Origin of the sequence: Pseudomonas sp. NY5710 (genome assembly GCF_013305665.1) — a bacterium.
Taxonomy (GTDB): domain Bacteria; phylum Pseudomonadota; class Gammaproteobacteria; order Pseudomonadales; family Pseudomonadaceae; genus Aquipseudomonas; species Aquipseudomonas juntendi.
In genome coordinates this window covers 1,505,454-1,531,368 of sequence record NZ_CP045554.1, presented here as the reverse complement: position 1 = coordinate 1,531,368, position 25,915 = coordinate 1,505,454, and the positions used below count along the sequence as shown (strand labels likewise).

Annotated in this window: 21 protein-coding genes and 1 pseudogene; 11 read left to right on the top strand and 11 right to left on the bottom strand. The window is 62.8% G+C overall.

The genetic code is table 11. The features are described 5' to 3' along the window. Positions 1-49: 49 nt before the first annotated feature. Positions 50-1,882: an ABC transporter ATP-binding protein gene (locus tag GEV39_RS06960; RefSeq protein ID WP_173887978.1), complete on the top strand. Its 1,833-nt coding sequence runs from the start codon at positions 50-52 to the stop codon at positions 1,880-1,882. 207 nt (positions 1,883-2,089) lie between these two features. Here the strand turns inward: GEV39_RS06960 and GEV39_RS06955 are convergent, their stop codons facing one another. Further along, positions 2,090-3,217 carry a GNAT family N-acetyltransferase gene (locus tag GEV39_RS06955; protein ID WP_173887977.1) on the bottom strand — a complete coding sequence of 376 codons (1,128 nt, stop codon included), beginning with the start codon at positions 3,215-3,217 and terminating at the stop codon, positions 2,090-2,092. A gap of 262 nt (positions 3,218-3,479) precedes the next feature. On the opposite strand from GEV39_RS06955, the gene GEV39_RS06950 reads away from it, so the two are divergent. Then, positions 3,480-4,724: a putative porin gene (locus tag GEV39_RS06950; protein WP_173887976.1), complete on the top strand. Its 1,245-nt coding sequence runs from the start codon at positions 3,480-3,482 to the stop codon at positions 4,722-4,724. Between the two features lie 128 nt (positions 4,725-4,852). On the opposite strand, the gene GEV39_RS06945 is transcribed toward GEV39_RS06950, so the two are convergent. Together GEV39_RS06945 and hrpA are read right to left on the bottom strand one after the other, a co-directional pair. Further along, positions 4,853-5,974, bottom strand: coding sequence for a beta-ketoacyl-ACP synthase III (locus GEV39_RS06945; RefSeq protein WP_173887975.1), 1,122 nt, complete (start codon positions 5,972-5,974; stop codon positions 4,853-4,855). Positions 5,975-6,130: 156 nt separating this feature from the next. Beyond that, positions 6,131-10,036 carry an ATP-dependent RNA helicase HrpA gene (gene hrpA / locus GEV39_RS06940; RefSeq protein ID WP_173887974.1) on the bottom strand — a complete coding sequence of 1,302 codons (3,906 nt, stop codon included), beginning with the start codon at positions 10,034-10,036 and terminating at the stop codon, positions 6,131-6,133. Positions 10,037-10,356: 320 nt separating this feature from the next. On the opposite strand from hrpA, the gene GEV39_RS06935 reads away from it, so the two are divergent. From GEV39_RS06935 to GEV39_RS06925, 3 genes are all read left to right on the top strand, one after another. After that, positions 10,357-10,521, top strand: a complete 165-nt coding sequence (locus tag GEV39_RS06935; RefSeq protein ID WP_009686760.1) for a hypothetical protein — start codon at positions 10,357-10,359, stop codon at positions 10,519-10,521. An 85-nt stretch (positions 10,522-10,606) separates the two neighbouring features. Next, a complete protein-coding gene (locus GEV39_RS06930) occupies positions 10,607-11,971 on the top strand; it encodes a glutamine synthetase family protein (RefSeq protein WP_173887973.1) in 1,365 nt (454 codons plus the stop codon). Between the two features lie 25 nt (positions 11,972-11,996). Continuing rightward, positions 11,997-13,304, top strand: coding sequence for an NAD(P)/FAD-dependent oxidoreductase (locus GEV39_RS06925; RefSeq protein ID WP_029885384.1), 1,308 nt, complete (start codon positions 11,997-11,999; stop codon positions 13,302-13,304). Between the two features lie 150 nt (positions 13,305-13,454). On the opposite strand, the gene fadD1 is transcribed toward GEV39_RS06925, so the two are convergent. Beyond that, a complete protein-coding gene (gene fadD1 / locus GEV39_RS06920; protein ID WP_173887972.1) occupies positions 13,455-15,152 on the bottom strand; it encodes a long-chain-fatty-acid--CoA ligase FadD1 in 1,698 nt (565 codons plus the stop codon). 334 nt (positions 15,153-15,486) lie between these two features. Further along, the gene (gene fadD2 / locus GEV39_RS06915; RefSeq protein ID WP_173887971.1) at positions 15,487-17,175 is read right to left on the bottom strand and encodes a long-chain-fatty-acid--CoA ligase FadD2; all 1,689 of its coding nucleotides are present in this window, start codon (positions 17,173-17,175) and stop codon (positions 15,487-15,489) included. Positions 17,176-17,394: 219 nt separating this feature from the next. On the opposite strand from fadD2, the gene GEV39_RS06910 reads away from it, so the two are divergent. Beyond that, positions 17,395-18,339, top strand: coding sequence for an alpha/beta hydrolase (locus GEV39_RS06910; RefSeq protein ID WP_173887970.1), 945 nt, complete (start codon positions 17,395-17,397; stop codon positions 18,337-18,339). A gap of 34 nt (positions 18,340-18,373) precedes the next feature. Next, positions 18,374-18,844 (top strand): MaoC family dehydratase, encoded by a 471-nt coding sequence (locus GEV39_RS06905; protein WP_009686767.1) that lies wholly within the window; start codon positions 18,374-18,376, stop codon positions 18,842-18,844. A gap of 56 nt (positions 18,845-18,900) precedes the next feature. Here the strand turns inward: GEV39_RS06905 and GEV39_RS06900 are convergent. Both GEV39_RS06900 and GEV39_RS06895 read right to left on the bottom strand, forming a co-directional pair. After that, positions 18,901-19,029: pseudogene (locus GEV39_RS06900) on the bottom strand (polyketide cyclase); the annotation flags it as partial. A gap of 36 nt (positions 19,030-19,065) precedes the next feature. Continuing rightward, a complete protein-coding gene (locus GEV39_RS06895; RefSeq protein WP_173887969.1) occupies positions 19,066-19,323 on the bottom strand; it encodes a DUF2790 domain-containing protein in 258 nt (85 codons plus the stop codon). Positions 19,324-19,674: 351 nt separating this feature from the next. Here GEV39_RS06895 and GEV39_RS06890 point away from each other — a divergent pair, with 351 nt between their 5' ends. After that, entirely contained in the window at positions 19,675-20,043 is a 369-nt protein-coding gene (locus GEV39_RS06890; protein WP_173887968.1) for a GNAT family N-acetyltransferase, read from the top strand. Here GEV39_RS06890 and def read toward each other — a convergent pair. The 3 genes from def to GEV39_RS06875 all read right to left on the bottom strand — a co-directional run bounded on the left by def (position 19,998) and on the right by GEV39_RS06875 (position 21,822). Beyond that, on the bottom strand, positions 19,998-20,534 hold the full coding sequence (def, locus tag GEV39_RS06885; protein ID WP_173887967.1) for a peptide deformylase: 537 nt from the start codon (positions 20,532-20,534) through the stop codon (positions 19,998-20,000). The two genes, GEV39_RS06890 and def, sit on opposite strands and share 46 nt — an antisense overlap. Next, positions 20,531-21,490, bottom strand: coding sequence for a YihY/virulence factor BrkB family protein (locus GEV39_RS06880; protein ID WP_009686772.1), 960 nt, complete (start codon positions 21,488-21,490; stop codon positions 20,531-20,533). Before GEV39_RS06880 ends, def begins: the two co-directional genes overlap by 4 nt. Before the next feature lie 152 nt (positions 21,491-21,642). Next, positions 21,643-21,822: a CsbD family protein gene (locus GEV39_RS06875; protein ID WP_173887966.1), complete on the bottom strand. Its 180-nt coding sequence runs from the start codon at positions 21,820-21,822 to the stop codon at positions 21,643-21,645. Positions 21,823-22,064: 242 nt separating this feature from the next. On the opposite strand from GEV39_RS06875, the gene GEV39_RS06870 reads away from it, so the two are divergent. Then, complete coding sequence (locus tag GEV39_RS06870) at positions 22,065-23,537, top strand: right-handed parallel beta-helix repeat-containing protein (RefSeq protein ID WP_173887965.1); 1,473 nt, start codon at positions 22,065-22,067, stop codon at positions 23,535-23,537. Positions 23,538-23,701: 164 nt separating this feature from the next. Next, positions 23,702-24,082 (top strand): hypothetical protein, encoded by a 381-nt coding sequence (locus tag GEV39_RS06865; RefSeq protein WP_173887964.1) that lies wholly within the window; start codon positions 23,702-23,704, stop codon positions 24,080-24,082. Here the strand turns inward: GEV39_RS06865 and GEV39_RS06860 are convergent, their stop codons facing one another. Beyond that, the gene (locus tag GEV39_RS06860; RefSeq protein ID WP_009686776.1) at positions 24,083-24,919 is read right to left on the bottom strand and encodes a CvfB family protein; all 837 of its coding nucleotides are present in this window, start codon (positions 24,917-24,919) and stop codon (positions 24,083-24,085) included. 131 nt (positions 24,920-25,050) lie between these two features. On the opposite strand from GEV39_RS06860, the gene GEV39_RS06855 reads away from it, so the two are divergent. Then, on the top strand, positions 25,051-25,911 hold the full coding sequence (locus tag GEV39_RS06855; RefSeq protein WP_173887963.1) for a DUF6279 family lipoprotein: 861 nt from the start codon (positions 25,051-25,053) through the stop codon (positions 25,909-25,911). Positions 25,912-25,915 lie beyond the last annotated feature (4 nt).

Here is a 25,915-nt window from a genome sequence, read left to right as displayed (position 1 = left end):
GGGACTTGCAACCGCCTGAAGGCAGGCTGGAACAGGAGTGTCGCTACCCATGCTGTACCGTCGTTTCGAGCAACTGATCGACATCTTCCGCGAAGCACCCAGCGAATCGCCGCCGAGCACCGTGTGGGCGTTCTACCTGTATTACCTGCGCCAGGTCTGGCCCAGCTTCCTGGCGCTGCTGGTGGTCGGCCTGTTCGCCTCGCTGATCGAGGTAGCGATGTTCAGCTACCTCAGCCGCATCATCGACCTGGCCCAAGGCACGCCCAACGTCAACTTCTTCAGTGAGCACAAGGGCGAGCTGGCCTGGATGCTGGTCGTGATCCTGCTGCTGCGGCCGCTGTTCTTCGGCCTGCACGACCTGCTGGTGCACCAGACCATCAACCCCGGCATGACCAGCCTGATCCGCTGGCAAAACCACAGCTACGTGCTCAAACAGAGCCTGAACTTCTTCCAGAGCGACTTTGCCGGGCGCATTGCCCAACGCATCATGCAAACCGGCAACTCACTGCGTGACTCCGCCGTGCAGGCGGTGGACGCGCTGTGGCATGTGCTGATCTACGCCGTTACCTCGCTGGTGCTGTTCGCCGAGGCCGACTGGCGCCTGATGCTGCCACTGCTGCTGTGGATCGTCGGCTACATCGGCGCGCTGTGCTACTTCGTACCCCGGGTGAAAGAGCGGTCGGTGATCTCATCCGACGCCCGCTCCAAACTGATGGGGCGTATCGTGGACGGCTATACCAACATCGCTACGTTGAAGCTGTTCGCCCACACCGATCACGAGCAGCAGTACGCGCGCGAAGCGATCCGCGAACAGACCGAGAAAACCCAACTGGCCTCGCGCGTGGTTACCAGCATGGACGTGGTCATCACCACCCTCAACGGCCTGCTGGTGGTCAGCACCACCGGCCTGGCGCTGTGGCTGTGGAGCCAATCGCTGATCACCGTCGGCGCCATTGCCCTGGCCACGGGCCTGGTGATCCGCATCGTCAACATGTCCGGCTGGATCATGTGGGTGGTCAACGGCATCTTCGAAAACATCGGCATGGTGCAGGATGGCCTGCAGACCATCGCCCAGCCTGTCACCGTCACCGACCGGCCCAACGCCCCGGCCCTGAAAGTCAGCCGTGGCGCGGTACGTTTCGACAATGTCGACTTTCATTACGGCAAGGCCGGCAACGTGATCGAAGGCCTGAACCTGGACATCCGCCCAGGCGAGAAAATCGGCTTGATCGGCCCATCCGGGGCCGGCAAGTCGACCCTGGTCAACCTGCTGCTACGGCTGTACGACGTGCAGGGCGGGCGCATCCTGATCGACGGCCAGGACATTGCCGAAGTCAGCCAGGCCAGCCTGCACGCGCAGATCGGCATGATCACCCAGGACACCTCGTTGCTGCACCGTTCCATCCGCGACAACCTGCTTTACGGCCGCCCCGGCGCCAGCGACGCCGAACTTCAGGAAGCCGTGCACCGGGCCAGGGCCGACGAGTTCATCCCACAGCTCTCGGATGCCCAGGGCCGCAGCGGTTTCGATGCCCATGTGGGCGAACGCGGGGTCAAGTTGTCGGGCGGCCAGCGCCAGCGTATTGCGATTGCCCGGGTACTGCTGAAGAATGCGCCGATCCTGATCATGGACGAAGCTACGTCGGCGCTGGACTCAGAGGTAGAGGCAGCAATCCAGGAAAGCCTGGAGACGCTGATGCAGGGCAAGACGGTGATCGCCATTGCCCACCGGCTTTCCACCATTGCCCGGATGGACCGGCTGGTGGTGCTGGACAAAGGGCGCATTGTCGAGAGTGGCAGTCATAGCGAACTGCTGGAACAGCAAGGGCTTTATGCCAGGTTGTGGCATCACCAGACAGGGGGGTTTGTCGGGGTTGACTGACGCCTGTAATGGCCCTATCGCTGGCAAGCCAGCTCCCACAGGTACCCACAGATATCAAGGTGTGGGGTGATCCTGTGGGAGATTCTATGGTTTCTGGCAAGGGCACCAGGGTTGCCAGGTGCTCGCCACAGTATCTGTTAGCCCTGAGGCGATCTCTGTGGGAGCTGGCTTGCCAGCGATAGGGCCATTACAAGCAATACAAGTCTCTCAGTCCCGGCGGTAAGGCAACATCCCCCGCGCCTCCTCGGCATAACCCTTCACCCCTTCCCGCTCCTGCACCAGAAAATCTTCCACCGCCCGCCGCAACCCAGGGTGCAGCAGGTAATGCCACGACCGCGTCAGCACCGGCTCAAACCCGCGAATCAGCTTGTGTTCACCTTGCGCACCAGCATCGAAGCGCTGCAAACCTTCAGCAATGGCGAAGTCCATGCCCTGGTAGAAACAGGTTTCGAAATGCAGCCGGTCGAATTCGTCCAGGCAACCCCAATAGCGGCCAAACAAGCTGTCCCCCCCCACCAGGCTCAAGGCCATGGCCACATCCCGCCCGCCCTGGCGGGCCATCACCACCCGTAGCGCCTCGGGCATGCGCTCGGCAAGCAGGCTGAAGAACGCACGGGTCAGGTAGGGCGCACGGCGCCGCACGGCATAGGTGTTGGCGTAGCAGCGGAACACGAAGTCCCACTGCGCCTCGTCCAGTTCATTGCCCCGGTACCAACGAAAATCGATGCCCTGCCCCGCCACCTGCTCGCGCTCCTTGCGCATCTGCTTACGCTTGCGCGAGCTGAGGCTGTCGAGAAAGTCCTGGAAGTCGCGATAGCCGCGGTTTTGCCAGTGAAACTGGCACCCCAGGCGCTCCAGCCAGCCCGGCAGGCGGGCCAACTGCTGGTCCAGTGCCGCATCGGTGAAATTGATGTGGGCACCCGACAGCCCGCCCTTGCCCAGGTATTCAGGTAACGCCTGCAGCAACAGCAGCCCATCGGCCGGGTCGCCGGCCAGCAAACGCGGGCCGCTGACCGGGCTGAACGGGACCGCCCCCAGCAACTTGGGGTAATAGGCAATGCCGGCCCGCTCACAGGCCTCGGCCCAACCGTGGTCGAACACGTACTCGCCAAACGAATGCCACTTGCGGTAGGCCGGCAACAGCGCCCGCACCTGCCCGTCACGCTCCAGCACCAGGTGCTCGGCAGCCCAGCCCGTCTGGGGAGCAACGCTGGCGCTGTCCTCCATGGCGCTGAGAAAGCCATGGCGCAGGAAGGGTTGGCCGGCAGGCACCAAGGCATCCCAGGTGGTCGCCGGAAGATCACGCAAATGGGCAAGGCTGTACAGGCTGGTCACGGTTTTGGCTCGCAGTCGGGAGGCGTTCAGTATCACCAACCCAGGCGCGTCACTCAAATGATGAACGCCAGGCTGACTCGCTTATTCTCAATTACTTAACAACAGTGCCACTAATCAGACATTAATCTGTCACCGCCCCTCGCAATACTTGCGCCTGTTTTCCGGAACACCAGAACCTGTCTATTCAGGCCCTTTCCGAAGACATGCCAACACAGGGGCAGGCGCTTGAGCCTCCCCCATTTTTTTCAGTAGGGAGAACCTTATGCGTCTTGTTTCTACACTTACCGGAATGAGCCTCACCGGCATGATGCTGGCCCTGAGCGCCCCGGCCAGTGCTGCTGTCGACGCCAAGCTGCTCGAAATGCTGCGCGCCAACGGCTCGATCAACCAGGCGCAGTACAATGAACTGCAAGGCGATCTGGCAAAAGAAACCAAGGAAAAGGCCGATCAGAAAGCTCAGTCCGAACGTATGAGCTCCTTCGAACAGAAAGTGGCATGGGCCGCCAAGACCCAGATCAAGGGCGATGTGCGCCTGCGTTACGAAGACGTCAACGTCGACAACCCGATCTCCCGCAGTGGCAACCAGGACCGTGAGCGAGTACGTGCCCGTGTCGGCTTCTACAGCGAGATCAACCCGCAAGTCGACGCCGGCGTGCGTGTAGCCACCGGCAGCAGCGCCGATGCCCGCTCGACCAACCAGAGCCTGGACAACTACTTCGAGAAGAAATCGCTGTGGGTCGACCTGGCCTACCTCGACTGGCACCCGACTGCCGTGCCCAACCTGCACCTGATCGGCGGCAAGATGAACCAGCCGTGGGTCAGCATGGGCGACATCATCTGGGACAGCGACATCAACCCGGAAGGTGTGGCAGCTACCTACAAGATGAACGTTGGCCCGGCTGAAGTCTTCGGCAGCCTTGGTCACTACAACCTGAAAGACAACGTCGATGGCGACGGCGTGCAGTTCAAGCATGACGCGCAGCTGTACGCTGGCCAGCTGGGCACCAAGTTCAACGCAGCCGACACCGTCAAGGTGACCGTGGGCGGCAGCATCTACGGCTACGACAACGACAAGGCTTCGGCCGCCCTGGCCTCGCTGGGCAACACTACCAACGAGTTCAACCTGGTGGAAGGCTTCGGACAGGTCGACTTCACCGGCTTTGCCATACCGCTGTCTGCCTACGGCCAGTTCGTCAAGAATACCGAAAGCACCGACGGCAAGGACAAAGCCTGGCTGGCCGGCCTGAAGAGCAAGATCGGCGCCTGGAGCCTGGACTACAACTACCGCGACGTGCAGCGTAATGGTGTGGTCAGCCTGTTCACCGACTCTGACTTCGGCGCCGGCTTCACAGGTTCGCGTGGCCACAAATTCAAGGTCGGTTATGAAATCGACAAGAACTTCGGCGTAGGTGCAACCTACCTGATGGCCAAGACCGACTACTCCAACCTGCCTAACAGCAATGCTGACGTGGATACCCTGCAGCTAGACCTGGAAGCCAAGTTCTAATCAGCACCTTCGTCTGCTTTACGCAAAAGCGGGAAACGCCGACCCCATCCGGCGTCTCCCGCTTTTTTTGCCTGTGAAATAGTTGGGGCTGCTTTGCAGCCCCGGCTATCTCGGATCAGACCAGGTAATCAGCGCTTGCGCAGGATCACACTGCCAATCGAATACCCCGCACCGAACGAGCTCAACACCCCCAGCGCGCCCTTGGCCAGGTCATCCTGGTACAGGTGGAAGGCAATGACCGAGCCTGCCGAGCTGGTATTGGCGTAACGGTCCAGAATCACCGGGGCGTCTTCCTCGGCCACTTCTCGCCCCAGCAGCTTCTTGACGATCAGGTGGTTCATGCTGAGGTTGGCCTGGTGCAACCAGAAGCGCTTCACATCGCTTGGGTTCAGGCCGTTTTCCTGCAGGTGCTCACCGATCAGTTCGGCCACTTTCGGGCACACCTCGCGGAACACCTTGCGGCCTTCCTGGATGAACAGCTTGTCCGCAGCGCCCTGCCCCTCTTCCGCCGCACGGTTGAGGAAGCCGAAATTGTTGCGGATATTGTTGGAGAATTCGGTCCACAGCTTGCTGCTGACGATATCGAACTGGTGCGCCGAGCTGGCCTTGTCGGCGCGCTCAAGCACCACGGCGGTGGCCGCATCACCGAAGATGAAGTGGCTGTCGCGGTCACGGAAGTTCAAGTGCCCAGTGCACACCTCGGGGTTGACCATCAGTACTGCACGCGCCTGGCCCAGGGCCACGCTGTTGGCTGCGGTCTGGATGCCGAAGGTGGCCGAGGAACAGGCTACGTTCATGTCGAAGGCAAAGCCCTGAATGCCCAGCGCCTGCTGCACTTCGATGGCGATGGCCGGGTACGGGCGCTGCAGGTTGGAGCAGGCGACGATCACGCCGTCGATGTCAGCAGCCGTGCGGCCCGCACGCTGCAAGGCCTGGCGGGCAGCGGCCACGGCCATTTCGCAAAGCACCGAGGGTTCGTCATTGGAACGCTCCGGCAGGCGTGGCTTCATGCGCTGGGGGTCGAGGATGCCGGCCTTGTCCATCACGAAGCGGCTCTTGATGCCCGAGGCCTTTTCGATGAACGCAGCATCCGACAAGGGCGCCGCTTCGACTTCGCCACGCTCGATGGCGGCGGCGTTGTCCTGGTTGAACTGCTGGGACCAGGCGTTGAAGGAGGCCACCAGTTCTTCGTTGGAAATACTCTGGGCCGGGGTGTACAGGCCGGTGCCGCTGATCACGACGTTATGCACGGTCGTTCCTCTGTTCGAAGGCCATCGCCACGGGGGCGCTGGCGGGAATAGGACAGCCTAGTGGCACTTTAGTGCCAAGTTAGGGGCGAGGGGCTCACCCGCGAAGGGCCGCCAGGCGGCCCCAAATTGCATCAATACTGCCACAACTGTGAAAGTTTAGCCTTCCACCTGGCCCCACTGCTTGCTCAATCTTTTGTCAGAAATCGGCACTTTGGTGCCCAGTTGCTGAGCGAACAGTGACACCCGGTATTCCTCCAGCCACCAACGGTACAGGGTCAGTTGCTCATCGCGCTTGCCCTCCTGGGCATGCTTGTCGGCGCGAGCCTTGTACTGCGCCCACAGGTTGGCCAGCTCGCCGCTCCATACCCGGTCCTTCTGCACCTGCGCGCCGAGTTTCTCCAGGCGCAGTTCCACTGCCTTGAGGTAACGCGGCAGTTCCTTGAACCAGGTGGCCGGGGTTTCGCGCACGAACCCTGGGTATACCAGGTTGCCCAACTGCTGCTTGATGTCATTTAGCGCCACGGCCTGGCTGAGGTCGATCTTGCCTTTGAAGCGCTTCTGCAGGCCGTGCCACAGCTTCAACACTTCCAGCGTCTGCCGGGCCAGGCGCTCGGCGTGCTCGGCCCAACTGCCGCGCTTGCGTTCGGCCAGCCCGGCCAAGGCCGCCCCCTCGCGTGGCAAGGGCTGTTCACCCTCGAGGATGCAGCTGTCCAGGCTGGCCAGCAGAATGTCCTCGACCAGCGCGTCGACACGCCCCAGCTCGCGGTACAGCAGGCCCAGTTCGGTCAGCCCCGGCAGCTTGCCCCGCAGGAACTTGGCCGGCTCGGCCAGTTGCTGCAGCAGCAGCCGCTGCAAGGCACGGCGGTGCTGGAACTCGGCTTCGGCCTGGGTCGAGAAGCGGCCTTCGCGCACCGTACCGTTTTCGTCCACCAATGCCGGGTAGACCGTCATCGACAGGCCGGCGATCTTTTGCTGAGTGGTCTGCGCCACGGGGCTGAAGGCCTTGGCCTGCACCGGCTTTTCGGCGTCAGCCGTGCGCGGTACGGCCAACGCGGCCTGGCTGGCGGCGGCAAAGCGGGCGGTCAGCTCGGCCAGGTCGCGGCCCTCGCCCAGGAATTTGCCCTGGCCGTCGACCACCTCGATATTCATCCGCAGGTGGCCCTCGACCAGGCTCACCGACTCGGCCCAGGCTTCGTCGGGTACACGCACACCGGTCATGCGCAACAATTCCTGGCCCAGGGCCTGGGGCAAGGCCCCTTGGGCGAACGGCATGCGTGCCAGCGATGCCTTGACGAAGTCAGGCACCGGCACGAAGTTCTTGCGCAGGGCCTTGGGCAGGTTGCGTACCAGCGCCACGCATTTGGCTTCGAGCAGGCCCGGCACCAGCCACTCGAGGCGTTCACCCGGCAGGTTCGGCAACAACGGCGCAGGCACGCGCACGGTCACGCCATCGCGCGGGTGCCCCGGTTCAAAGTGATAGGCCAGCGGCAGGCGCAGTTCGCCCACCTGCAGGCTGTCGGGGTACTGGGCCGCCGTGACCTCGCTGGCCTCACGCGCCAGCACGTCCTCTTCGCGCATGATCAGCAGGTTGGCATCCTTCTGGCTGCCCATGCGGTACCAGGCATCGAAGGTCGCGGTCTGGTGAATTTCTTCGGGCAGGCGCGCTTCGTAGAACGCATACAGCGTTTCTTCATCGGCGAGAATATCGCGCCGACGCGCTTTGGCCTCCAGTTCATCAAGCTGCTCCAGCAGGCGCTTGTTGGCCGCCAGGCATTTGGCCCGCGACTGGATCTCGCCGCCTACCAGGCCCTCGCGGATGAACAGCTCACGCGAGGTGGCCGGGTCGATCGGGCCAAAATGCACCGGGCGCCGCCCGACCAGAATCAGGCCATACAAGGTGATCTGCTCATAGGCCACGACCTGCCCGCGCTTTTTCTCCCAGTGCGGCTCGAAGTGGTTCTTCTTGACCAGGTGGCCGGCCAGCGGCTCGATCCAATCCGGTTCGATCCGGGCCACCACGCGTGCATACAACTTGGTGGTTTCGACCAACTCGGCGGCCATCACCCACTGCGGACGCTTACGCCCCAGGCCCGACGACGGGTGTACCCAGAAGCGCCGCTGGCGAGCCCCCTGGTAGTCGCCCTCTTCGGTTTTGTGGCCGATCTGGCTGAGCAGGCCGCTGAGGATGGCCTTGTGAAACTTCTGGTAGTCGGACGGTTCCTTGTTCACCGTCAGTTGCAGGTCACGGCAAATCAATGCCAGCTGGCGATGGGCATCGCGCCATTCGCGCAGGCGCAGGTAATTGAGAAAGTGCTTGCGGCACCAGTTGCGCAACGGGTTGGCGGTCAGCGCCTGGCGCTGTTCTTCAAAGCCGCGCCACAAATTCACCAACGCAGCGAAGTCGGAGTCCACATCCTTCCATTGCGCGTGCGCCTGGTCCGCCGCCTGCTGGCGCTCGGGCGGGCGTTCGCGCGGGTCCTGCACCGACAACGCGCTGGTGACGATCAACACTTCCTGCAAACTACCCTGGCGTGCGCCTTCCAGCAGCATGCGGCCCAGCCGCGGGTCGATGGGCAGGCGCGCCAACTGGCGGCCGATTGGCGTCAGCTGGTTCTCGCGGTTGACCGCTGACAGTTCCTGCAACAGGTTGAAGCCGTCGCTGATGGCCTTGCCATCTGGCGGCTCGATGAACGGGAAAGCGTCAATGGCACCCAGGCGCAGGTGCAGCATTTGCAGAATCACCGCCGCCAGGTTGGTACGCAGGATTTCCGGGTCGGTGAACGCCGGCCGGCTGTTGAAATCCTCTTCGCTGTACAAGCGCACGCAAATGCCCGGCTCAACCCGGCCGCAACGGCCTTTACGCTGGTTGGCACTGGCCTGCGACACCGCCTCGATGGGCAGGCGCTGAACCTTGGCGCGGTAGCTGTAGCGGCTGATGCGCGCAGTACCGGTGTCGATCACATAGCGAATGCCCGGTACGGTCAGCGAGGTTTCGGCGACGTTGGTGGCCAGCACCACGCGGCGCCCGGTGTGCGGCTGGAAGATGCGCTGCTGCTCGGCCGGCGACAGGCGCGCGTAAAGCGGCAGAATCTCGGTATGGCGCAGTTGCGCCTTGCGCAGGATCTCGGCGGCATCGCGGATTTCCCGCTCGCCCGGCAAGAAGATCAACACGTCGCCAGGGCCTTTGCCTTGGCTGCGCTCATGCTGGGCCAGCTCCTCGAGGGTGGCGAGAATCGCCTGGTCGACCGTCAGGTCGTCCTCGATCTGGTTGCCCTCTTCGTCCTGCTCGCTGGTCAGCGGGCGGTACCAGGTTTCCACAGGGAAGGTGCGGCCAGACACCTCGATGATCGGCGCATTGTCGAAGTGTTTGGAGAAGCGCTCCAGGTCGATGGTCGCCGAGGTGATGATCAGCTTCAGTTCGGGCCGGCGGTGCAGCAAGGTCTTCAGGTAGCCGAGCAGGAAGTCGATGTTCAGGCTGCGCTCGTGGGCTTCGTCGACGATGATCGTGTCGTAGCGTTCGAGAAAGCGGTCATGCTGGGTTTCGGCCAGCAGGATGCCGTCGGTCATCAGCTTGACCAGGGTGTTGGCGTCGCTCTGGTCTTCGAAACGGACTTGGTAGCCGACCAACCCACCCAGCGGCGTACCCAGCTCTTCGGCCACCCGCGCCGCCACGCTGCGCGCGGCAATGCGCCGTGGCTGGGTGTGGGCAATCAGGCCATGGCTGCCACGGCCCAGTTCCAGGCAGATCTTCGGCAACTGCGTGGTCTTGCCCGAACCGGTTTCACCGGCGATCACCAGCACCTGGTGTTCGGCGAGGGCCTTCTTGATTTCGTCGCGTTTGGCGGCGATCGGCAGGTTGTCGTCGTAGCGCACGACCGGCACGCTCTGCTGGCGCGCGGTAACCTGGGCACAAGAGGCCTGGACCTTGTCCACCCACTGCGCCAGCTTGGCCTCGTCTGGGCGCTTGCGCAGCTCATGCAATTGCCGCCGCAAGCGGTGGCGGTCGGCAATCATGGCGTGGTCGAGGTTGTGCAGCAATTTGTCGATGGCGTGGTCAGTCATGGGGCTTTTTAATGATGCAGGTGAGCCTGCTTTTTCATGATCGGCATTCTGAGGATGCGCGATTGTCGCAGATTTGCGCCTGTTTTGCTGTCCAGGCTGGCGCGCACCGTGTAGGAGCGGCCTTGCGTCGCGATGGGCTGCGCAGCAGCCCCGTGGTTTTGTGCCGGGGCGCAGATTTGGGGGCTGCTACCGCAGCCCATCGCGACGCAAGGCCGCTCCTACAAGAGATCGCACAGTGGCTGAAAGTTTAGCAAGTCCTTATGTAAAGGTTGCCATTCACTGCTTTAATCACCCTTACGCCGCATGTGAGTATCAAAACCATGACGCCCGCCCAGCCCATCGCCCCACCGTTGCCGCGCCCTTCGCTACCGAAGGCCCGCAGCCGTGCCGGGGAAAACCCGCTGGTGCACATCATCCTCGCCTTCTGGGCCTTGTGGCACTGCCGCCACGCCCGCCCACCGGATACCGCCCTCACGCCGTTGTGACCAAACCCGGCCAGCCTCTGGCCGTTTGCCCCAGCCGGGCCGCCCGCCAGTGCGGTGGCCCTGCGCAGCCGTGAGCGAACCCAACATGCATTTTGCCCCCGTAGAGCACGCCGCCCGTTTTCTGGCCGACAACCCTGATATCGAGTTGTTCGAGCTGTTCATTCTCGACGCCAACGGCGTACCCCGCGGCAAGCTGCTGCACCGCGACGAGTTGCTGGCCGTGTACCAGAGCGGCCGGCCGCTACCCAGTACCATTCTCGGCCTGACCCTGAACGGCGACGATGTGGAAAGCTCTGGGCTGGTCTGGGATGTGGGTGATATCGACTGCCGCGCCTACCCGCTCGAGGGCAGCCTGGCAAGGTTGCCCTGGCGCCGGGTGCCGACCGCCGCGGTGCAGGTGAGCATGCACCCGAGCGAGGGTTTGCCTGCCAGCATCGCCGACCCGCGCCACGTGCTGCTGCGCACCATCGAGGCGCTGCAGGCCGACGGCTACCACCCGGTGATGGCCTGCGAACTGGAGTTCTACCTGCTTGACCAGCAGCGCGACGCCCAAGGCCGCCCGCAACCGGCACTGGACAACGATGGCGGGCGCCCGCGCAGCACCCAGGTGTACGGCCTGCGCGAACTGGAACAGATCGAGCCGTTTCTCGCCGATCTGTATGCCGCCTGCAAAGCCCAGGGCATCCCGGCCCGTACGGCCATTTCCGAATACGCCCCCGGCCAAGTGGAAATCACCCTGGAGCACGGTGACGCACTGCAGGCCATGGACCAGGCGGTACGCTACAAGCGCCTGGTCAAGGGCGTGGCCCATGCCCACGGCATGCAGGCCTGCTTCATGGCCAAGCCATTCGCGCACCTGGCGGGTACTGGCATGCACATGCACCTGAGCCTGGCTGACCACGTTGGCACCAATCTGTTCGCCAGCGACGACAAGGCTGGCACGCCGCTGCTGCGCCAGGCGGTCGCCGGCATGCTGCGCCACCTGCGCGAGTCACTGCTGCTGTTCTGCCCCAACGCCAATTCGTTCCGCCGCTTCCAGGCCAACAGTTATGCACCACTGGCACCCACCTGGGGCGTGGACAACCGCACTGTGAGCCTGCGCGTACCCGGTGGCCCGGCCAACAGCCGGCATGTGGAGCACCGCATCTGCGGCGCCGATGCCAACCCCTACCTGGCGGCGGCAGCGATCCTGGCAGCCAGCCACCGTGGCATTCGCGAACAGCTGGACCCAGGGGCACCGGTGCAAGGCAACGGTTATGCCCAGGCCACCGAACACCTGCCCACCGACTGGCTGACGGCGCTCGACGCCCTGCAGCAGTCGGCTTGGGCCCGCGAAGCATTGGGCGAGGACTTCCTCGGCGTGTACCTGAAGGTCAAGCGCGCAGAGTACCGCCAGTTCATGGCCGAAGTCAGCGAACAGGACTGGCGCTGGTACCTGCACCAGGCCTGAGCCCCTCAACATTCAAGGAACACCCATGAACGCAGCATTGCACAAAGGCCCGGCGCAGCGCGCGCCGTCCTACTACAGCGCCACCCTCAACGACCCTACCGAGTACCCGCAACTCAAGGGCACGGTGCAGGTGGATGTGGCAATCATCGGCGGCGGCTTTACCGGCGTGGCCACGGCAGTCGAGCTGGCCGAGCGCGGCCTCAAGGTGGCCATCGTCGAAACCAACCGTATAGGCTGGGGTGCCAGCGGCCGTAACGGTGGCCAAGTCACTGGCAGCCTGTCGGGCGACGAAGCCATGCGCTCACAGATGCGCAACCACCTGGGCGCCGAGGTCGATGACTTCATCTGGCACCTGCGCTGGCGTGGCCACCAGGTAATCGAGCAGCGCGTAGCGCGCTACGGCATCGATTGTGACCTCAAGCGCGGTCACCTGCATGCCGCCATGAAACCCTCGCACATGAACGAGCTACGCGCGTTCGAGGCCGAAGCGCAACGCCGGGGCATGGGCGAGCAGGTTCAAATGCTCGACCGCGCGGCAGTGGCTGAGCACCTGCAGAGCCCACTGTACATGGGCGCCTTGAAGAACCTGCGTAACCTGCACCTGCACCCGCTCAACCTGTGCCTGGGTGAGGCCCGCGCCGCACACGGCCTGGGCGCGCTGGTGTTCGAAAACTCCGAAGTGCTGGACATCGTGCATGGCCCGCGCCCGGCGGTGGTTACCGCCCACGGCCGGGTCGAGGCACGCCAGGTGATGCTGGCCGGCGATGTGTACCACAAGCTGGAAAAGCGCCAACTCAAGGGCAAGATATTCCCGGCCATGGGCGGGATCGTCACCACCGCGCCACTGGGCGAACTGGCCGAGCAGATCAACCCCCACGACCTGGCGGTGTACGACTGCCGCTTCGTGCTCGACTATTACCGCCTGACAGCCGACAAGCGCCTGCTGTTCGGTGGCGGCGCCAACTACTCCGGCCGTGACTCGCGGGACATCGAAGGCGAACTGCGGCCATGCATCGAGCGCACGTTCCCGGCATTGAAGGGCGTGCCGATCGAGTTCCAGTGGAGCTGCGCCATGGGCATCGTGGTCAACCGCATTCCACAGCTGGGCAAGCTGTCGGACAACGTGTGGTATTGCCAGGGGTATTCCGGGCACGGCATTGCCACCAGCCACATCATGGGCGAGATCATGGCCGAGGCGTTGACCGGTACGCTCGAGCAGTTCGACACCTTCGCCCAGTGCAAGCATGTGCGGGTGCCGATGGGTGACTTGCTGGGCAACCCGCTGCTGGCGGCCGGCATGTGGTATTACCAGATGCTGGAAAAACTGCGCTGAGCCCAGAACCCATGCCCTCGCTGTAGGAGCGGCCTTGTGTCGCGATGGGCCGCAAAGCGGCCCCTGGATCCTGGCATGGGTGCTGAAATGGACGGGGCCGCTTCGCGGCCCATCGCGACACAAGGCCGCTCCTACAGGGGCAGCGCAGGGTCAGGCGATCTTCTTCAGGCCCTGCTTCTTCAGCTCTTCATCACGCAGCTCGCGGCGCAGGATCTTGCCCACGTTGGTGGTCGGCAGCGCATCGCGGAACTCGATATAGCGCGGCACCTTGTAGCCGGTCACGTTGGCACGCATGTGCTCCATCACCTGCTCCTTGGTCACGGTCATGCCCGGCTTGACCACGATGAACACCTTGATCACTTCGCCCGACTTCTCGTCCGGCACCCCGATGGCCGCGCACTGCAACACGCCAGGCAAGCCGACAAGCACATCTTCCAGCTCGTTGGGGTACACATTGAAGCCGGAGACCAGGATCATGTCCTTCTTGCGGTCGACGATACGCATGTAGCCGTCTGGCTGGATCAAGGCGATGTCGCCGGTCTTCAGCCAACCCTGGTTGTCGAGGATCTCGGCAGTGGCCTCTTCACGCTGCCAATAGCCCTTCATGACCTGCGGGCCCTTGATGCACAGTTCGCCGACTTCGCCCAACGGCAACTCGTTGCCAGCCTCGTCGATCACCTTGCACAGGGTCGACGGCACCGGAATACCAATGGTGCCGACCTGGTTCGCTTCGGAAGGGTTGACCGTGGCCACCGGGCTGGTTTCCGTCATGCCGTAGCCTTCGCAGATGGCGCAACCGGTCACCGCCTTCCAGCGCTCGGCCACGCTCAACTGCAGGGCCATGCCGCCCGACAAGGTGATTTTCAACGCCGAGAAGTCCAGGGCACGGAACCCATCGTTGTTGCACAGGGCAACGAACAGGGTGTTCAGGCCGACAAAGCCGGTGAACTTCCACTTGCCCAGTTCCTTGACCATCGCCGGCAGGTCACGCGGGTTGCTGATCAACACGTTGTGGTTGCCGATCAGCATCATCGCCATGCAATGGAAGGTGAACGCGTAGATGTGGTACAGCGGCAGCGGGGTGATGAGAATTTCACAGCCTTCGTGCAGGTTCGAGCCCATCAGCGCCCGGCACTGCAGCATGTTGGCCACCAGGTTGCGGTGGGTCAGCATGGCACCCTTGGCCACGCCAGTGGTGCCGCCGGTGTACTGCAGCACCGCCACATCGTTGGCCTGCGGGTTGGCCTCGGTTACCGGCTGGCCCTTGCCCAGTGCCAGCGCAGCGTTGAAACGCACGGCCTGCGGCAGGTGGTAGGCCGGCACCATCTTTTTCACGTACTTGATCACGCTGTTGATCAGCAAGCGCTTGACCGGCGGCAACAGGTCGGCCACCTCGGTGACGATGACGTGCCGGACCTGGGTCTTGGGCACCACTTTCTCAGCCAGGTGGGCCATGTTGGCCAGGCACACCAAGGCTTTGGCGCCAGAGTCGTTGAACTGATGTTCCATTTCCCGCGCGGTGTACAGCGGGTTGGTGTTGACCACGATCAGCCCGGCGCGTATGGCACCGAACACCGCGACCGGGTACTGCAGGACATTGGGCAGTTGCACGGCAATGCGATCACCCGGCTTGAGGTCGGTATGCTGCTGCAACCAGGCGGCAAATGCCCCCGACAGCGCATACAACTCGCCATAAGTGATAGTCTTGCCCAGGTTGCTAAAGGCCGGTTTGTCGGCAAAGCGTTGGCAGGATTGCTTGAGTACTGCCTGGATATTGGGGAATTCGTCAGGATTGATTTCCGCCGTAATCCCGGCTGGGTACTTATCCTTCCAAAAATGTTCGATCATGGAAGCCCACTCCTTCAGCAACAGCGAAGTTCGATTCACGCGTCGATGCGCTTATTATTGATATGAGATGACGGTTCGTTGCAAACCGGATCATCTGAAAGCGGGCCGAGAGTAACAGCTTTGCCTGGGGTCGCCTAGAGGCCAAAACTGGCCTTAAGGTCACAAAAATGACTCAATGAACAATTTGGGTCATTTTTAGAGTATTTAGCTTAAAGTGGCAAGTTACAAGCTTCAAGCGGCAAGATAGAGCGCGCCAAAGGCTCAGATTCACCGCTTGCAGCTTGTAGCTTGTAGCTTGTAGCTTGTAGCTTGTAGCTTGCAGCTTGCCGCTGACTCAAGCGATATCCCGCAGCTCCCGGCGCAGAATCTTGCCCACCGGCGTCATCGGCAGGGACTCGCGCAGCACGATGTGCTTGGGCACCTTGTAACCGGTGAAGTTGGCCTTGCAGTAGGCCTTGAGCTCGTCCACGCTCAGCCCCCCCTCGCGCGGCACCACGAACAGCTTCACCGCCTCGCCGGAACGCTCGTCGGGCACGCCGATGGCCGCACAGTTGGCGACCTGCGGGTGGCCCATCACCACGTCTTCGATCTCGTTGGGGTACACGTTGAAACCCGAAACGATGATCATGTCCTTCTTGCGGTCGACGATCCGCGTGAAACCGTCCGGGTCGATCACGGCGATATCACCGGTTTTGAACCAACCGTCCGCATCCAGGGCCTGGGCGGTGGCCTCAGGCTGCTGCCAGTAGCCCTTCATCACCTGCGGCCCCTTGATGCACAACTCGCCACGCTCGCCCAACGGCAGCTCGTTGCCGTCATCATCGATGACCTTGAAGGCGGTACCGGCCACCGGGATGCCCACCGTACCCAGCCGCGCCAACTGACCGTAGGGGTTGGTGCTGGCCACCGGCGAGGTTTCGGTCAGGCCATAGCCTTCGACAATGCGGCAGCCGGTAAGCGCCTCCCAGCGTTCGGCAGTGGCCTTGACCAGCGCCGTGCCACCGGAGTTGGTAACTTTCAGTGCCGAGAAATCCAGCCGGCGAAAGCCCGGGTGATCCATCAGCGCCACGAACAGGGTGTTGAGCCCGAGCAATGCAGAGAAACGCCACTTGCCCAGCTCCTTGATGAAGCCAGGAATATCCCGCGGGTTGGTGATCAGCACGTTGTGGTTGCCGGTGACCATCATGCACATGCAGTTCGCGGTGAACGCGTAGATGTGGTACAGCGGCAGCGGCGCGATCATCACCTCCTGGCCATCCTTGAGCAGCTTCTGCCCATCCGGGCCGTGCTGCGAAAAGCACGCCAGCACCTGCAGCATGTTGGCCACCAGGTTGCCGTGGGTGAGCATGGCGCCTTTGGCCAGCCCGGTGGTGCCGCCGGTGTACTGCAGCACGGCGATGTCGTCCAGGCTCTGCGGCACCGGTTGCGGCGCCAGGCCGCGCCCCTGGCGCAGCACCTGCTTGAACGAGAGTGCCTGGGGCAAGTGGTAGGCCGGCACCATCTTTTTCAGCTTGTCGACCACCGTGTTGATCAACCAACCCTTGGCGGTGGGCAGCAGGTCGCCCATTTTCGCTTCGATCAGGTACTCGATGCCGGTGTCGGGCAACACGGCCTGCACCCGCTTGCCGAACATGTTCAGGTAGACCAACGCCCGCGCGCCGCTGTCATTGAACTGGTGGCGCATCTCGCGCTCGGTGTACAGCGGGTTGGTATTGACCACAATCAGCCCGGCACGCATGGCACCGAACACGGCGATCGGGTACTGCAGCACGTTGGGCATCTGCACCGCGATGCGGTCGCCAGGCTGCAGGTCGGTGTGTTGCTGCAACCATGCGGCAAAGGCGGCTGAATGTTGCTCCAATTGCGCGTAGGTCAGGGTCACGCCCAGGTTGCTGAATGCCGGGCGGTCGGCAAAGCGCTTGCAAGAGCGCTCGAACACCTCGACCACCGAGGCATAGGCATTGATGTCGATGGTGGAAGGCACGCCCGCCGGGCGCTTGTCATTCCAGAAGTCGGCTTGCATTTATTATTGTTCCTCTGCCTGGACCTGCACTGCGTCCTTGGATCCTTGACCTGGTCGCCAACCGGCAAACAGGCGTTGCTTCGACGTTAGCAGGTAAGCCCGGGGTGGCCTATACGCCAAGTGCCGCCATTAACATTGTGAATCTTATTTGTGCCCTTCCTGCAATCGGGCCGGTTGTGCATACACTGTTCCGGTACCCCGTGCGCACAAGGAGCCGCCATGCCCCACGACGCCTTCTGGCTGCCCGTCAGCGAGCACTGCCGCCTGTACGTGCAGCAATGGCTGCCAGCCACGCCGGTGAAAGCCGTAGTCTTGCTGGCCCATGGCATGGCCGAGCATGCCGGGCGCTACCAGCGCCTGGGCCTGGCCCTGGCCGCGGCTGGCTTTGCCGTGTTCGCCGCTGACCAGCGTGGCCACGGGCGTAGCGCCGAGCACGGCAGCCTGGGCCTGTTCAACCGCCATCATGGCTGGAATGCCGTGGTCGACGACGTCGGCCGGCTGGCCCAGTACATTGGCCAACACTACCCGGGCACACCGCTGTTCCTGTTCGGCCACAGCATGGGCAGCTACATCGCCCAGGCTTACCTGCTGCACCACAGCGCCAGCCTGCACGGGGCGATCCTGAGCGGTTCCAACTACCAGCCTGCCGCGCTGTACCGCATGGCCCGGCTAGTGGCGCGGCTGGAGGCCTGGCGCCAGGGGCCGTTGGGTAAAAGCGCGGTGATCGAATGGCTGTCCTTCGGCGCGTTCAACAAGGCCTTCAAGCCCAACCGCACGGCGTTCGACTGGCTCAGCCGCGACACGGCCGAGGTCGACCGCTACGTCAACGACCCACTGTGCGGCTTTCGGTGCAGCAACCAGCTGTGGCTGGACCTGCTGCAAGGCTTGGCGCAGATCAGCCAGCCGGGTAACCTCGCACAGATCGATCCGAACCTGCCGATACTGATATTGGGTGGGGAATGTGATCCGGTCAGTGCCGGCAAGCGTCTCACCCATCTGGCCGACGCCCTGCGCGCCACCGGCAATCGACATGTACAGCTACGCGTCTATCCTGAAGCGCGGCATGAAGTACTCAACGAAACCAACCGTAACGAGGTCACTGCCGACATTGTCGGCTGGCTCGAACAGGCACTGGCCATTGATCGGCCTGTGCGCAGTGAATGACAGCCACCCTCGCCTACCGCTCAAGGAAACCCCGATGTCCCAGGTCACCAACACGCCTTACGAAGCCCTCGAAGTAGGCCAGAAGGCGCAATATCAGAAGTCCGTCGAAGAGCGCGACATCCAGCTGTTCGCGGCGATGTCCGGTGACCACAACCCGGTGCACCTGGACGCCGAGTTCGCGGCCAAGAGCATGTTCCGCGAGCGCATCGCCCACGGCATGTTCAGCGGCGCGTTGATCAGTGCGGCAGTGGCCTGCACCCTGCCAGGCCCTGGCACCATCTACCTGGGCCAGCAGATGAGCTTCCAGAAGCCGGTGAAGATTGGCGATACCCTCACCGTACGCCTGGAAATTCTGGAAAAACTGCCCAAGTTCAAAGTGCGCATCGCGACCAATGTGTACAACCAGAACGATGAGCTGGTGGTGCAGGGCGAGGCGGAAATCCTGGCGCCACGCAAGCAGCAGACCGTGGAACTGGTATCGCCACCGAATTTCGTGGCCAGCTGAGCACAGCGCTGGCACTACCGGCCCTGCGGCGGGTGAATGCCTGCCCCAGGGCAACCTCAGTCTGGCATCCGCTGGGGGACCAACTCCACCAGGCGGTCCAGGCTTTCACCCCACCCCTGGTAGAACCCCATGTCCTCGTGGGCCTGGCAATCGGCAGCATTCCAGTGCCAGGCCCGGGCGGTATACGAGCGCCGCGCGGGGGCGCTCGAACCTGTAGCCGATCAACCCTGCTGGCAGCCCTCGCCCATGGCACGGTACTGGATGGTATGCACCTGGCCTTGGTGGTCTTCATAGGTCATGGTGGCAGGCACCACTTCGCAGACATTGGGAATGGTCGACAGCTCGATTACCCGCTTGATATCCAGGTTCATGGAGTAGTCGTACTGCTGGGCCACTGGCTGGGTGGAGACGGGCTTGGCCTCATCGGCGAGGGCGAACGAGGACATACCGACCAATGCAAGAATCAGTAATGGTTTCATGGTGTTTTGCCTTTTGAGCGTTCAAGCTGATCGATTGACTTCTAATGCCGTTTCCGGCGCGGAGAAGTTGCCATCTACGGTGAAGATGGCACGAAGTACCGATCCCGCTTCGTACTGCAGGGGGGATGCCTGAAATTCTACGCCTGGCCGTTAATAGTTGAACCCCGAACTCGGATATTCACTCTTGCCGAATTTGCAACAATCTGCGACAAGATAGCCGCAAAGCATTACGCCAGAGCCTCTGCTCTGGACTCTGGGGAATTCGCCATTACTGAACACTTAACCTGCACAGCACTTGCGGATACAGAACGCCGGCTGCTGGACCACTTTTACCGGCACCAGGGCTCGCGTATGCGCGCGGCAAGCGATGCGCAGTTGTGGGTAGCCAGGGGGCCGGGGATCATTGCCGGGCTGAGCCTGGCCAAGGTACCCGACGGTTTCTGGCTGACCGGCCTATTCGTCGACCCGCAACGGCGCCAGCAAGGGGTAGCCGGCAAACTGGTCAAAGCGGCGCTGGCCCAGGCTGACGGGCCAACCTGGCTGTTTTGCCACCCCGACCTACTGGCGTTCTATCAACGCCTGGGTTTCGAACTGGCGCAGTGCCTGCCCGACACCTTGCGTGGCCGCTTGCAACGTTACCAGCGCAGCAAGCGCCTGGTGGCCCTGCAGCATGGTCAGTCGTCGCCTGCTTCCAGCCCCGGGAACAGCACCTCGGTGTAGCCGAACTTGGTGAAGTCCTGGATCCGCGATGGGTACAAACGGCCGATCAGGTGGTCGCACTCATGCTGCACCACCCGCGCGTGGAAGCCGTCGGCAAAGCGGTGGATCGCGTTGCCCTGTGGGTCGATGCCCTCATAGCAAATGTGCTTGAAGCGTGGCACCACGCCGCGCAAGCCGGGCACCGACAGGCAGCCTTCCCAACCGTCTTCCAATTCAGTGGAGGTCGGGGTGATGACCGGGTTCAGCAGGATGGTCTGCGGCACCGCCTCGGCGTCCGGGTAACGCTCGCTGCGTTCGAAGCCGAAAATCACCAGTTGCAGGTCGATGCCTACCTGCGGCGCAGCCAGGCCCACGCCGCCGACATGGCGCATGGTTTCAAACATGTCGTCGATCAGTTGCTGCAGCTCGCCGCTGCCCAGCAGCTGCGCGGGCACCGGCGCGGCGACGCGCAGCAGGCGCTCGTCGCCCATCTTGAGAATGTCACGGATCATCGGGGGTTGGGCTCGGAAGTCTGCGCCTGGCCCGAAGTGGGGTGCTCATGGCCCAGAACACTGATGGTCTGCGCGGGCGCGTGCTCGTCGAAATCCTTTTCACCGGGGTTTTTGCCCTCGGCCGACATGTGCTCGATCACCGCATTCATTTCGGCGCCAAGCAACAGCACGGCAGCCGAGATGTAGAAATACAGCAACAGCACGATGATTGCACCAATGCTGCCGTACATGGCGTTGTAGTCAGCGAAGGTTTTCACGTAGTAGGCAAAGCCCAGTGACGCGATGATCCACACCACCACCGCCAGCACCGAGCCCGGCGTGATGAAGCGGAACTTCTGTTTCACATCAGGCATTACGTAGTAGATCAACGCGACCGCCACCATCAGCAGAAAAACGATCACCGGCCAGCGCAACACCGTCCACAAGGTGACGATGAACTCCTGCATGCCGATCTGGGCGGCGATCCACTCCATGACCTGCGGGCCAAGCACCATCAGCGCGGCGGCTGCCAACAGCATGCCGGCCAGGCCCACGGTATAGAAAATGGATAACGGGATGCGTTTCCAAACCGGCCGCCCCTCGGGCACATCATAGGCGGCGTTCATGGCGCTCATCATCAGGCGCACACCGGCCGATGCGGTCCACAAGGCAATCACGATACCGACCGACAACAGCCCGCCCTTGGATTGCTGTAGCTGGTCGATTACCGGGTTCACCTGCTCCAGGGCCTGGGGTGGCAATACCAGCTCCGATTGCAGGCGCAACCAGGAGAAAAAGTCGGGCAGGTGCAAAAAGCCGATCAGGGCAATCAGGAACAGCAAGAATGGGAATAGCGAGAACAGCGCCTGGTAGGCCAGCGCCGACGCATAGGTGGACATCTCGTCATCGAGAAATTCCTTGACGGTGCGCGCCAGCACGCGGTGCAAAGGCAGGCCCTGCAGGGCGGAAAAAATCATAGCGTCTCCTTTCGCCGCTTGATCGAATCAACACACAAGTCTAATAGACCGTGCCGAAGCTGTGCTGCTCCCAGTCGCGATTGAAGAAATTGGCGGCAAAAGTAACGGCCTCTCCGCACGTATGCGAAGAGGCCGGCACAGGCTTGCTCAGATCACGGTTTTTTTACCGCGTCCTTCACATCGCCCTTCACTTGCTGCGCCTCGCCTTTGAGCTCTTGCGCCTTGCCCTCGGCACGCAGCTTTTCGTTGTCGGTCATCTTGCCGACACCTTGTTTCACGTTGCCCACCGCCTCATTGGCCAGGCCTTTGACTTTGTCTTTAGTACCGCTCATGGCAAAACTCCTGCAAATGGAGACACGTGTACAGTGTCGACAAAAGGTGGACCCAGCACCCAGCGCAAGAGTTTCAACGAGTTTTCACCCCGCAAGCCAAGCGGTCAATCTACGGGCGAATACCGCACCAAATCACACAGGCAGCCCTGCGTTGACGCCACGGCTCCCCTAGAATGCCGTGCAAATGTGCGCCTCAAGCAGGCGAGCACACCACAAGAACAATGTTTTCGGATACCCGCCCCATGCGTCTGATGCCTGCACTGCTGGCCTTGCTGCCACTGCTGCCCCTGCCTACCCTGGCCACCGCTGCCGCCAGCCCTGAAACCCTGCGTGTCGAGCGCTACACCGACGACGGCAACCCCGGCACCCTGCGCTGGGCCATTGAAACCAGTAACCGGAACCCCGGCCATTACCGTATCGACATCGCCGCCGTGGGCAAGCCACCTTATGTGATCCGCCCCAGCCACGCGCTGCCGGAAATCAAAGGCCCGGTCAGCATCACCGGGCTGGCCTGGGCACGCGAGGGTCAGTACATTGCCATCGACGGCTCCGCCTACATCAAGGACCAGGGTGTTCGCACCTGCCCCGGTGCCCTGCCCGGCCAGTTCGGCACCAACGTGCGCACCACCACCAACCCTGGGCTGGTGCTGCGTGACACTCAGGGTGTGCAACTGCGCGGCCTTGAGGTGCGCAATTTCTGCATCGGCATCCTGGTCAACCGCGCCAGCCACAACGTCATCGAAGACAACCGCATCGTCGCCAATAAAGGCGGCGCCGGGATCATGCTGACTGGCGACGACGGCGCGGGCAACCCCACTGCCACCACGACCAACAACAACAAGGTGCTGCGCAATCAGCTGATCGACAACGGGGATGGCCTGGAGCTGACCCGTGGCGCCGCATTCAACCTGGTAGCCGACAACCTGTTCCGCTCCACAGCAGCCAACCCCGAGCCCTCACAGGGTATCGAGATTCTGCTGGGCAACGACAACAGCGTGGTGCGCAACCGCTTCGAGAACTACTCCGACGGCCTGCAGATCAACTGGGGCAAACGCAACTACCTGGCGGCCAACACCTTCAGCGGCAACTCGATCGGGGTCAGCGTCACCGGCGAGGGCAACATCCTGGACGGCAACCTGATCCACGGCAACCGCATCGGCGTGGCCCTGCGCCCGGAGCCTGAGGTGACTACCACGCGCCTCAGCGGTAACCGCATCTGGGGCAACAGCCAGGATATCCGCCGCTGCCAGGCGGGCGGCTCATGCGTACCCGGGCAGCGCACCGGGGCCATCGTGTTTGGCGTGCCAGCCCAGGCACACGCCTTGTATGTGGGCTCACGCGGGGTTGGCGCCGACCTGCCGAAGCAGGACCAGGCACTCATCTGCAACGCCAAGGGCGAGCCCAAGCCATGCCAGCCGCTGCCCAATCACAATCAGCCGGCACCACGGCTGCTGGCGCTGGAAGGCAATGTGCTGCGCGGTGAAGTACAGGGGCCGGCATCGAGCCTGCTGCGCGTTGAGTTCTTCGGCAATGCCCAGGCCGACGCCACCGAGGCCGAGCACTACCTTGGCGAAGTGCAGGTGAACAGCGACGCACAAGGGCAGGCACGGTTTGCCCAGGCGCTGGACGACATCGCTGGGTTGCGCAGCTTCACCGCGACCGTGACTACCGCTGATGGGGCAACCTCCGAGCTGAGCCTGCCGCTTCGTCGCTGACGCACCGCCAGGGCCGGCTGATGGCGGGGGTGGGGCGCAACACAAGGCAGCACCCGCGCCCCCCACCTGGCGCGCCCGCAGCAGGCACAACCATCAAACCTTGCCCCGCCCCGTGGCACCCCTCACAATGCAGGCCTTCATAGCGTCAACCCGCAGGAACCTGCATGAAACTCGACAAACCCGCTGCCATCGACCGGCGCAACCAAGCACTGGCCCGCCCGGTGCTGAACAGCAGCAACACCCTGTTCGCCATTCTGGACAACAAACGCAACCTGTGGTGGTTTGAAGTGCCGGTGGCGCTGCTGGGCAAGGGCCAGGCCGACTGGGTCAACCTGCTGCTGCACACCCCGCAAACCGACGAGCTGCAGCACCTGAAAGTCCCGACCAACTTCCTCAAGGCCCACCTGGAACAGATGGAAGTGCGCAAGCCTGGCAAGCGCCGCTCGACCATCAGCCTGGCGCTGAGCGCCGACCGCGACTCGCTGCTGCGCGACACCCGCCCAGGTGGCGAGCAGCTGGACTTCCGCAACTTCGTTCAGGCCTGATCAGGCCTTTTCGATCCGGTCGTCATGGATGACGATCAAGCCCTGCTTGAACAAGCCGCCAATGGCTTTCTTGAAGTTGCCCTTGCTGACATTGAACAGCTTGCTGATCAACGCCGGGTCGCTCTTGTCACACACCCCCAGCACCCCGCCTTCGGCCTCCAGGCGCGCCATGATCTGCTCCTGCAGGCTGTCGGCAAGGGCCGCGCCCACCGGCTGCAGGCTGAGGGCGATCTTGCCGTCGTGGCGCAGTTCCTTGATGAAACCCTTCTCGTGCATGCCCGAGCGCAGGAACTTGAACACTTCGTTCTTGTGGATCAGGCCCCAGTGGCGGTTGTTGATGATGGCTTTGAAGCCCATCGGCGTTTCGCCAGCCACCAACAGCTCGACCGGCTGCCCTACCTTGTAATCGGCCGGGGCCACGTCAAGGTAGCGGTCCAGGCGGGAAGTGGCGGTGATGCGGCGGGTGCGCTTGTCGAGGTACACGTGCACCACGCAGTAGTCGCCGATCTTCAACGGCCGCGCCTCTTCCGAGTACGGCATCAACAGGTCCTTGGACAAGCCCCAGTCGAGGAAGATGCCGGCACCGTTGATGTCCTTGACCTTCAGGCTGGCAAACTCACCGACCTGCACCTTGGGCTTCTCGGTGGTCGCAATCAGCTGGTCTTCGCTGTCCAGGTAGATGAACACGTTCAACCAGTCATCGACTTCGGTTTCGGCGTTTTTCGGGATGTAGCGCCCGGGCAGCAGGATCTCGCCATCGGCGCCGCCGTCCAGGTACAGACCGAAGTCCACGTGTTTCACGATTTGCAAACTGTTGTAACGCCCAAGCAGAGCCATTTCCGATGATCCTCATAACAAGGCGGCTATTCTACACCTGAAGCCAGCGCGCCGCCCGACCGCTGATGCAGTGGAACCGCCGTGCCCCCCCTCGCGTCTACCGTCTGGCCAGCCACTGCAAGGAACAGCACATGCCTTCACGCCTGTCCAAAGCCCTGCTCATCGCCCTTGGATTCGCCCTGGCCCTTGGCGCCTGCAGCCGCATGGACCTGGCCTACCGCAACCTCGATCGCCTGGTGCCGTGGTCGCTGGGCGACTACCTGGACATGAACGGCACGCAAAAGGCCTTGCTCGACGACCGCCTCAAGCAACACCTGGCCTGGCACTGCAAGACCCAGTTACCGGGCTACCTTGACTGGCTGGAGCGGGTCCGCGCCATGGTCGCCAACAACCAGGTGACCGACCAGGCGCTGCAGCAACGCACCCGCGAAGCGCGCCTGGCGATTGGCCGTGTGGCCGAGGAAATCACCCCTTCGGCGACCGAGTTGTTGCGCGGCATGAGCGACAGCCAGGTGGCCGAAATGCGTGAAGCGTTCCGCGACGACATCGCCGAGCGGCAAAAAGAGTACGTCGATACCCCGTTGGCCGAGCAGGTCAGCGAGCGCAGCGCGCGTATGGAAAAACGCCTGACCGCCTGGTTCGGCCCACTGTCCGCGGTGCAGAAGCAACGCGTACAAGCCTGGTCAGCAGCGTTGGGCGACCAGAACCGCGAATGGATCGCCAACCGCGCCCACTGGCAGCAACAGCTGCTGCTGGCGATGAACCAACGCAACGACGCCAGCTTCGAGCCGCGCCTGGCAACCTTGTTGCAACACAAGGAAAGCCTGTGGACGCCGGAATACCGCACGGCCTTCCAGAACACCGAGCAACAGGCGCGCAGCCTGTTGGTAGACCTGGTGCAGCAAAGTAGCGTGCAGCAGCGGCAGTTGCTGCAAGCGCGGTTGGCCAAGGTGCACGGCCACTTCAGCGAGCTGAAGTGCCTGAAGGAGTGAGGGG

Excerpts from the sequence above, each read along its gene's own strand:
- GEV39_RS06960 (WP_173887978.1), top strand. The coding sequence starts at position 50 with ATGCTGTACCGTCGTTTCGAGCAACTGATCGACATCTTCCGCGAAGCA.
- GEV39_RS06950 (WP_173887976.1), top strand. The coding sequence starts at position 3,480 with ATGCGTCTTGTTTCTACACTTACCGGAATGAGCCTCACCGGCATGATG.
- hrpA (WP_173887974.1), bottom strand. The coding sequence starts at position 10,036 with ATGACTGACCACGCCATCGACAAATTGCTGCACAACCTCGACCACGCC.
- GEV39_RS06935 (WP_009686760.1), top strand. The coding sequence starts at position 10,357 with ATGACGCCCGCCCAGCCCATCGCCCCACCGTTGCCGCGCCCTTCGCTA.
- GEV39_RS06930 (WP_173887973.1), top strand. The coding sequence starts at position 10,607 with ATGCATTTTGCCCCCGTAGAGCACGCCGCCCGTTTTCTGGCCGACAAC.
- GEV39_RS06925 (WP_029885384.1), top strand. The coding sequence starts at position 11,997 with ATGAACGCAGCATTGCACAAAGGCCCGGCGCAGCGCGCGCCGTCCTAC.
- fadD1 (WP_173887972.1), bottom strand. The coding sequence starts at position 15,152 with ATGATCGAACATTTTTGGAAGGATAAGTACCCAGCCGGGATTACGGCG.
- fadD2 (WP_173887971.1), bottom strand. The coding sequence starts at position 17,175 with ATGCAAGCCGACTTCTGGAATGACAAGCGCCCGGCGGGCGTGCCTTCC.
- GEV39_RS06910 (WP_173887970.1), top strand. The coding sequence starts at position 17,395 with ATGCCCCACGACGCCTTCTGGCTGCCCGTCAGCGAGCACTGCCGCCTG.
- GEV39_RS06905 (WP_009686767.1), top strand. The coding sequence starts at position 18,374 with ATGTCCCAGGTCACCAACACGCCTTACGAAGCCCTCGAAGTAGGCCAG.
- GEV39_RS06895 (WP_173887969.1), bottom strand. The coding sequence starts at position 19,323 with ATGAAACCATTACTGATTCTTGCATTGGTCGGTATGTCCTCGTTCGCC.
- GEV39_RS06890 (WP_173887968.1), top strand. The coding sequence starts at position 19,675 with ATGCGCGCGGCAAGCGATGCGCAGTTGTGGGTAGCCAGGGGGCCGGGG.
- def (WP_173887967.1), bottom strand. The coding sequence starts at position 20,534 with ATGATCCGTGACATTCTCAAGATGGGCGACGAGCGCCTGCTGCGCGTC.
- GEV39_RS06880 (WP_009686772.1), bottom strand. The coding sequence starts at position 21,490 with ATGATTTTTTCCGCCCTGCAGGGCCTGCCTTTGCACCGCGTGCTGGCG.
- GEV39_RS06875 (WP_173887966.1), bottom strand. The coding sequence starts at position 21,822 with ATGAGCGGTACTAAAGACAAAGTCAAAGGCCTGGCCAATGAGGCGGTG.
- GEV39_RS06870 (WP_173887965.1), top strand. The coding sequence starts at position 22,065 with ATGCGTCTGATGCCTGCACTGCTGGCCTTGCTGCCACTGCTGCCCCTG.
- GEV39_RS06865 (WP_173887964.1), top strand. The coding sequence starts at position 23,702 with ATGAAACTCGACAAACCCGCTGCCATCGACCGGCGCAACCAAGCACTG.
- GEV39_RS06860 (WP_009686776.1), bottom strand. The coding sequence starts at position 24,919 with ATGGCTCTGCTTGGGCGTTACAACAGTTTGCAAATCGTGAAACACGTG.
- GEV39_RS06855 (WP_173887963.1), top strand. The coding sequence starts at position 25,051 with ATGCCTTCACGCCTGTCCAAAGCCCTGCTCATCGCCCTTGGATTCGCC.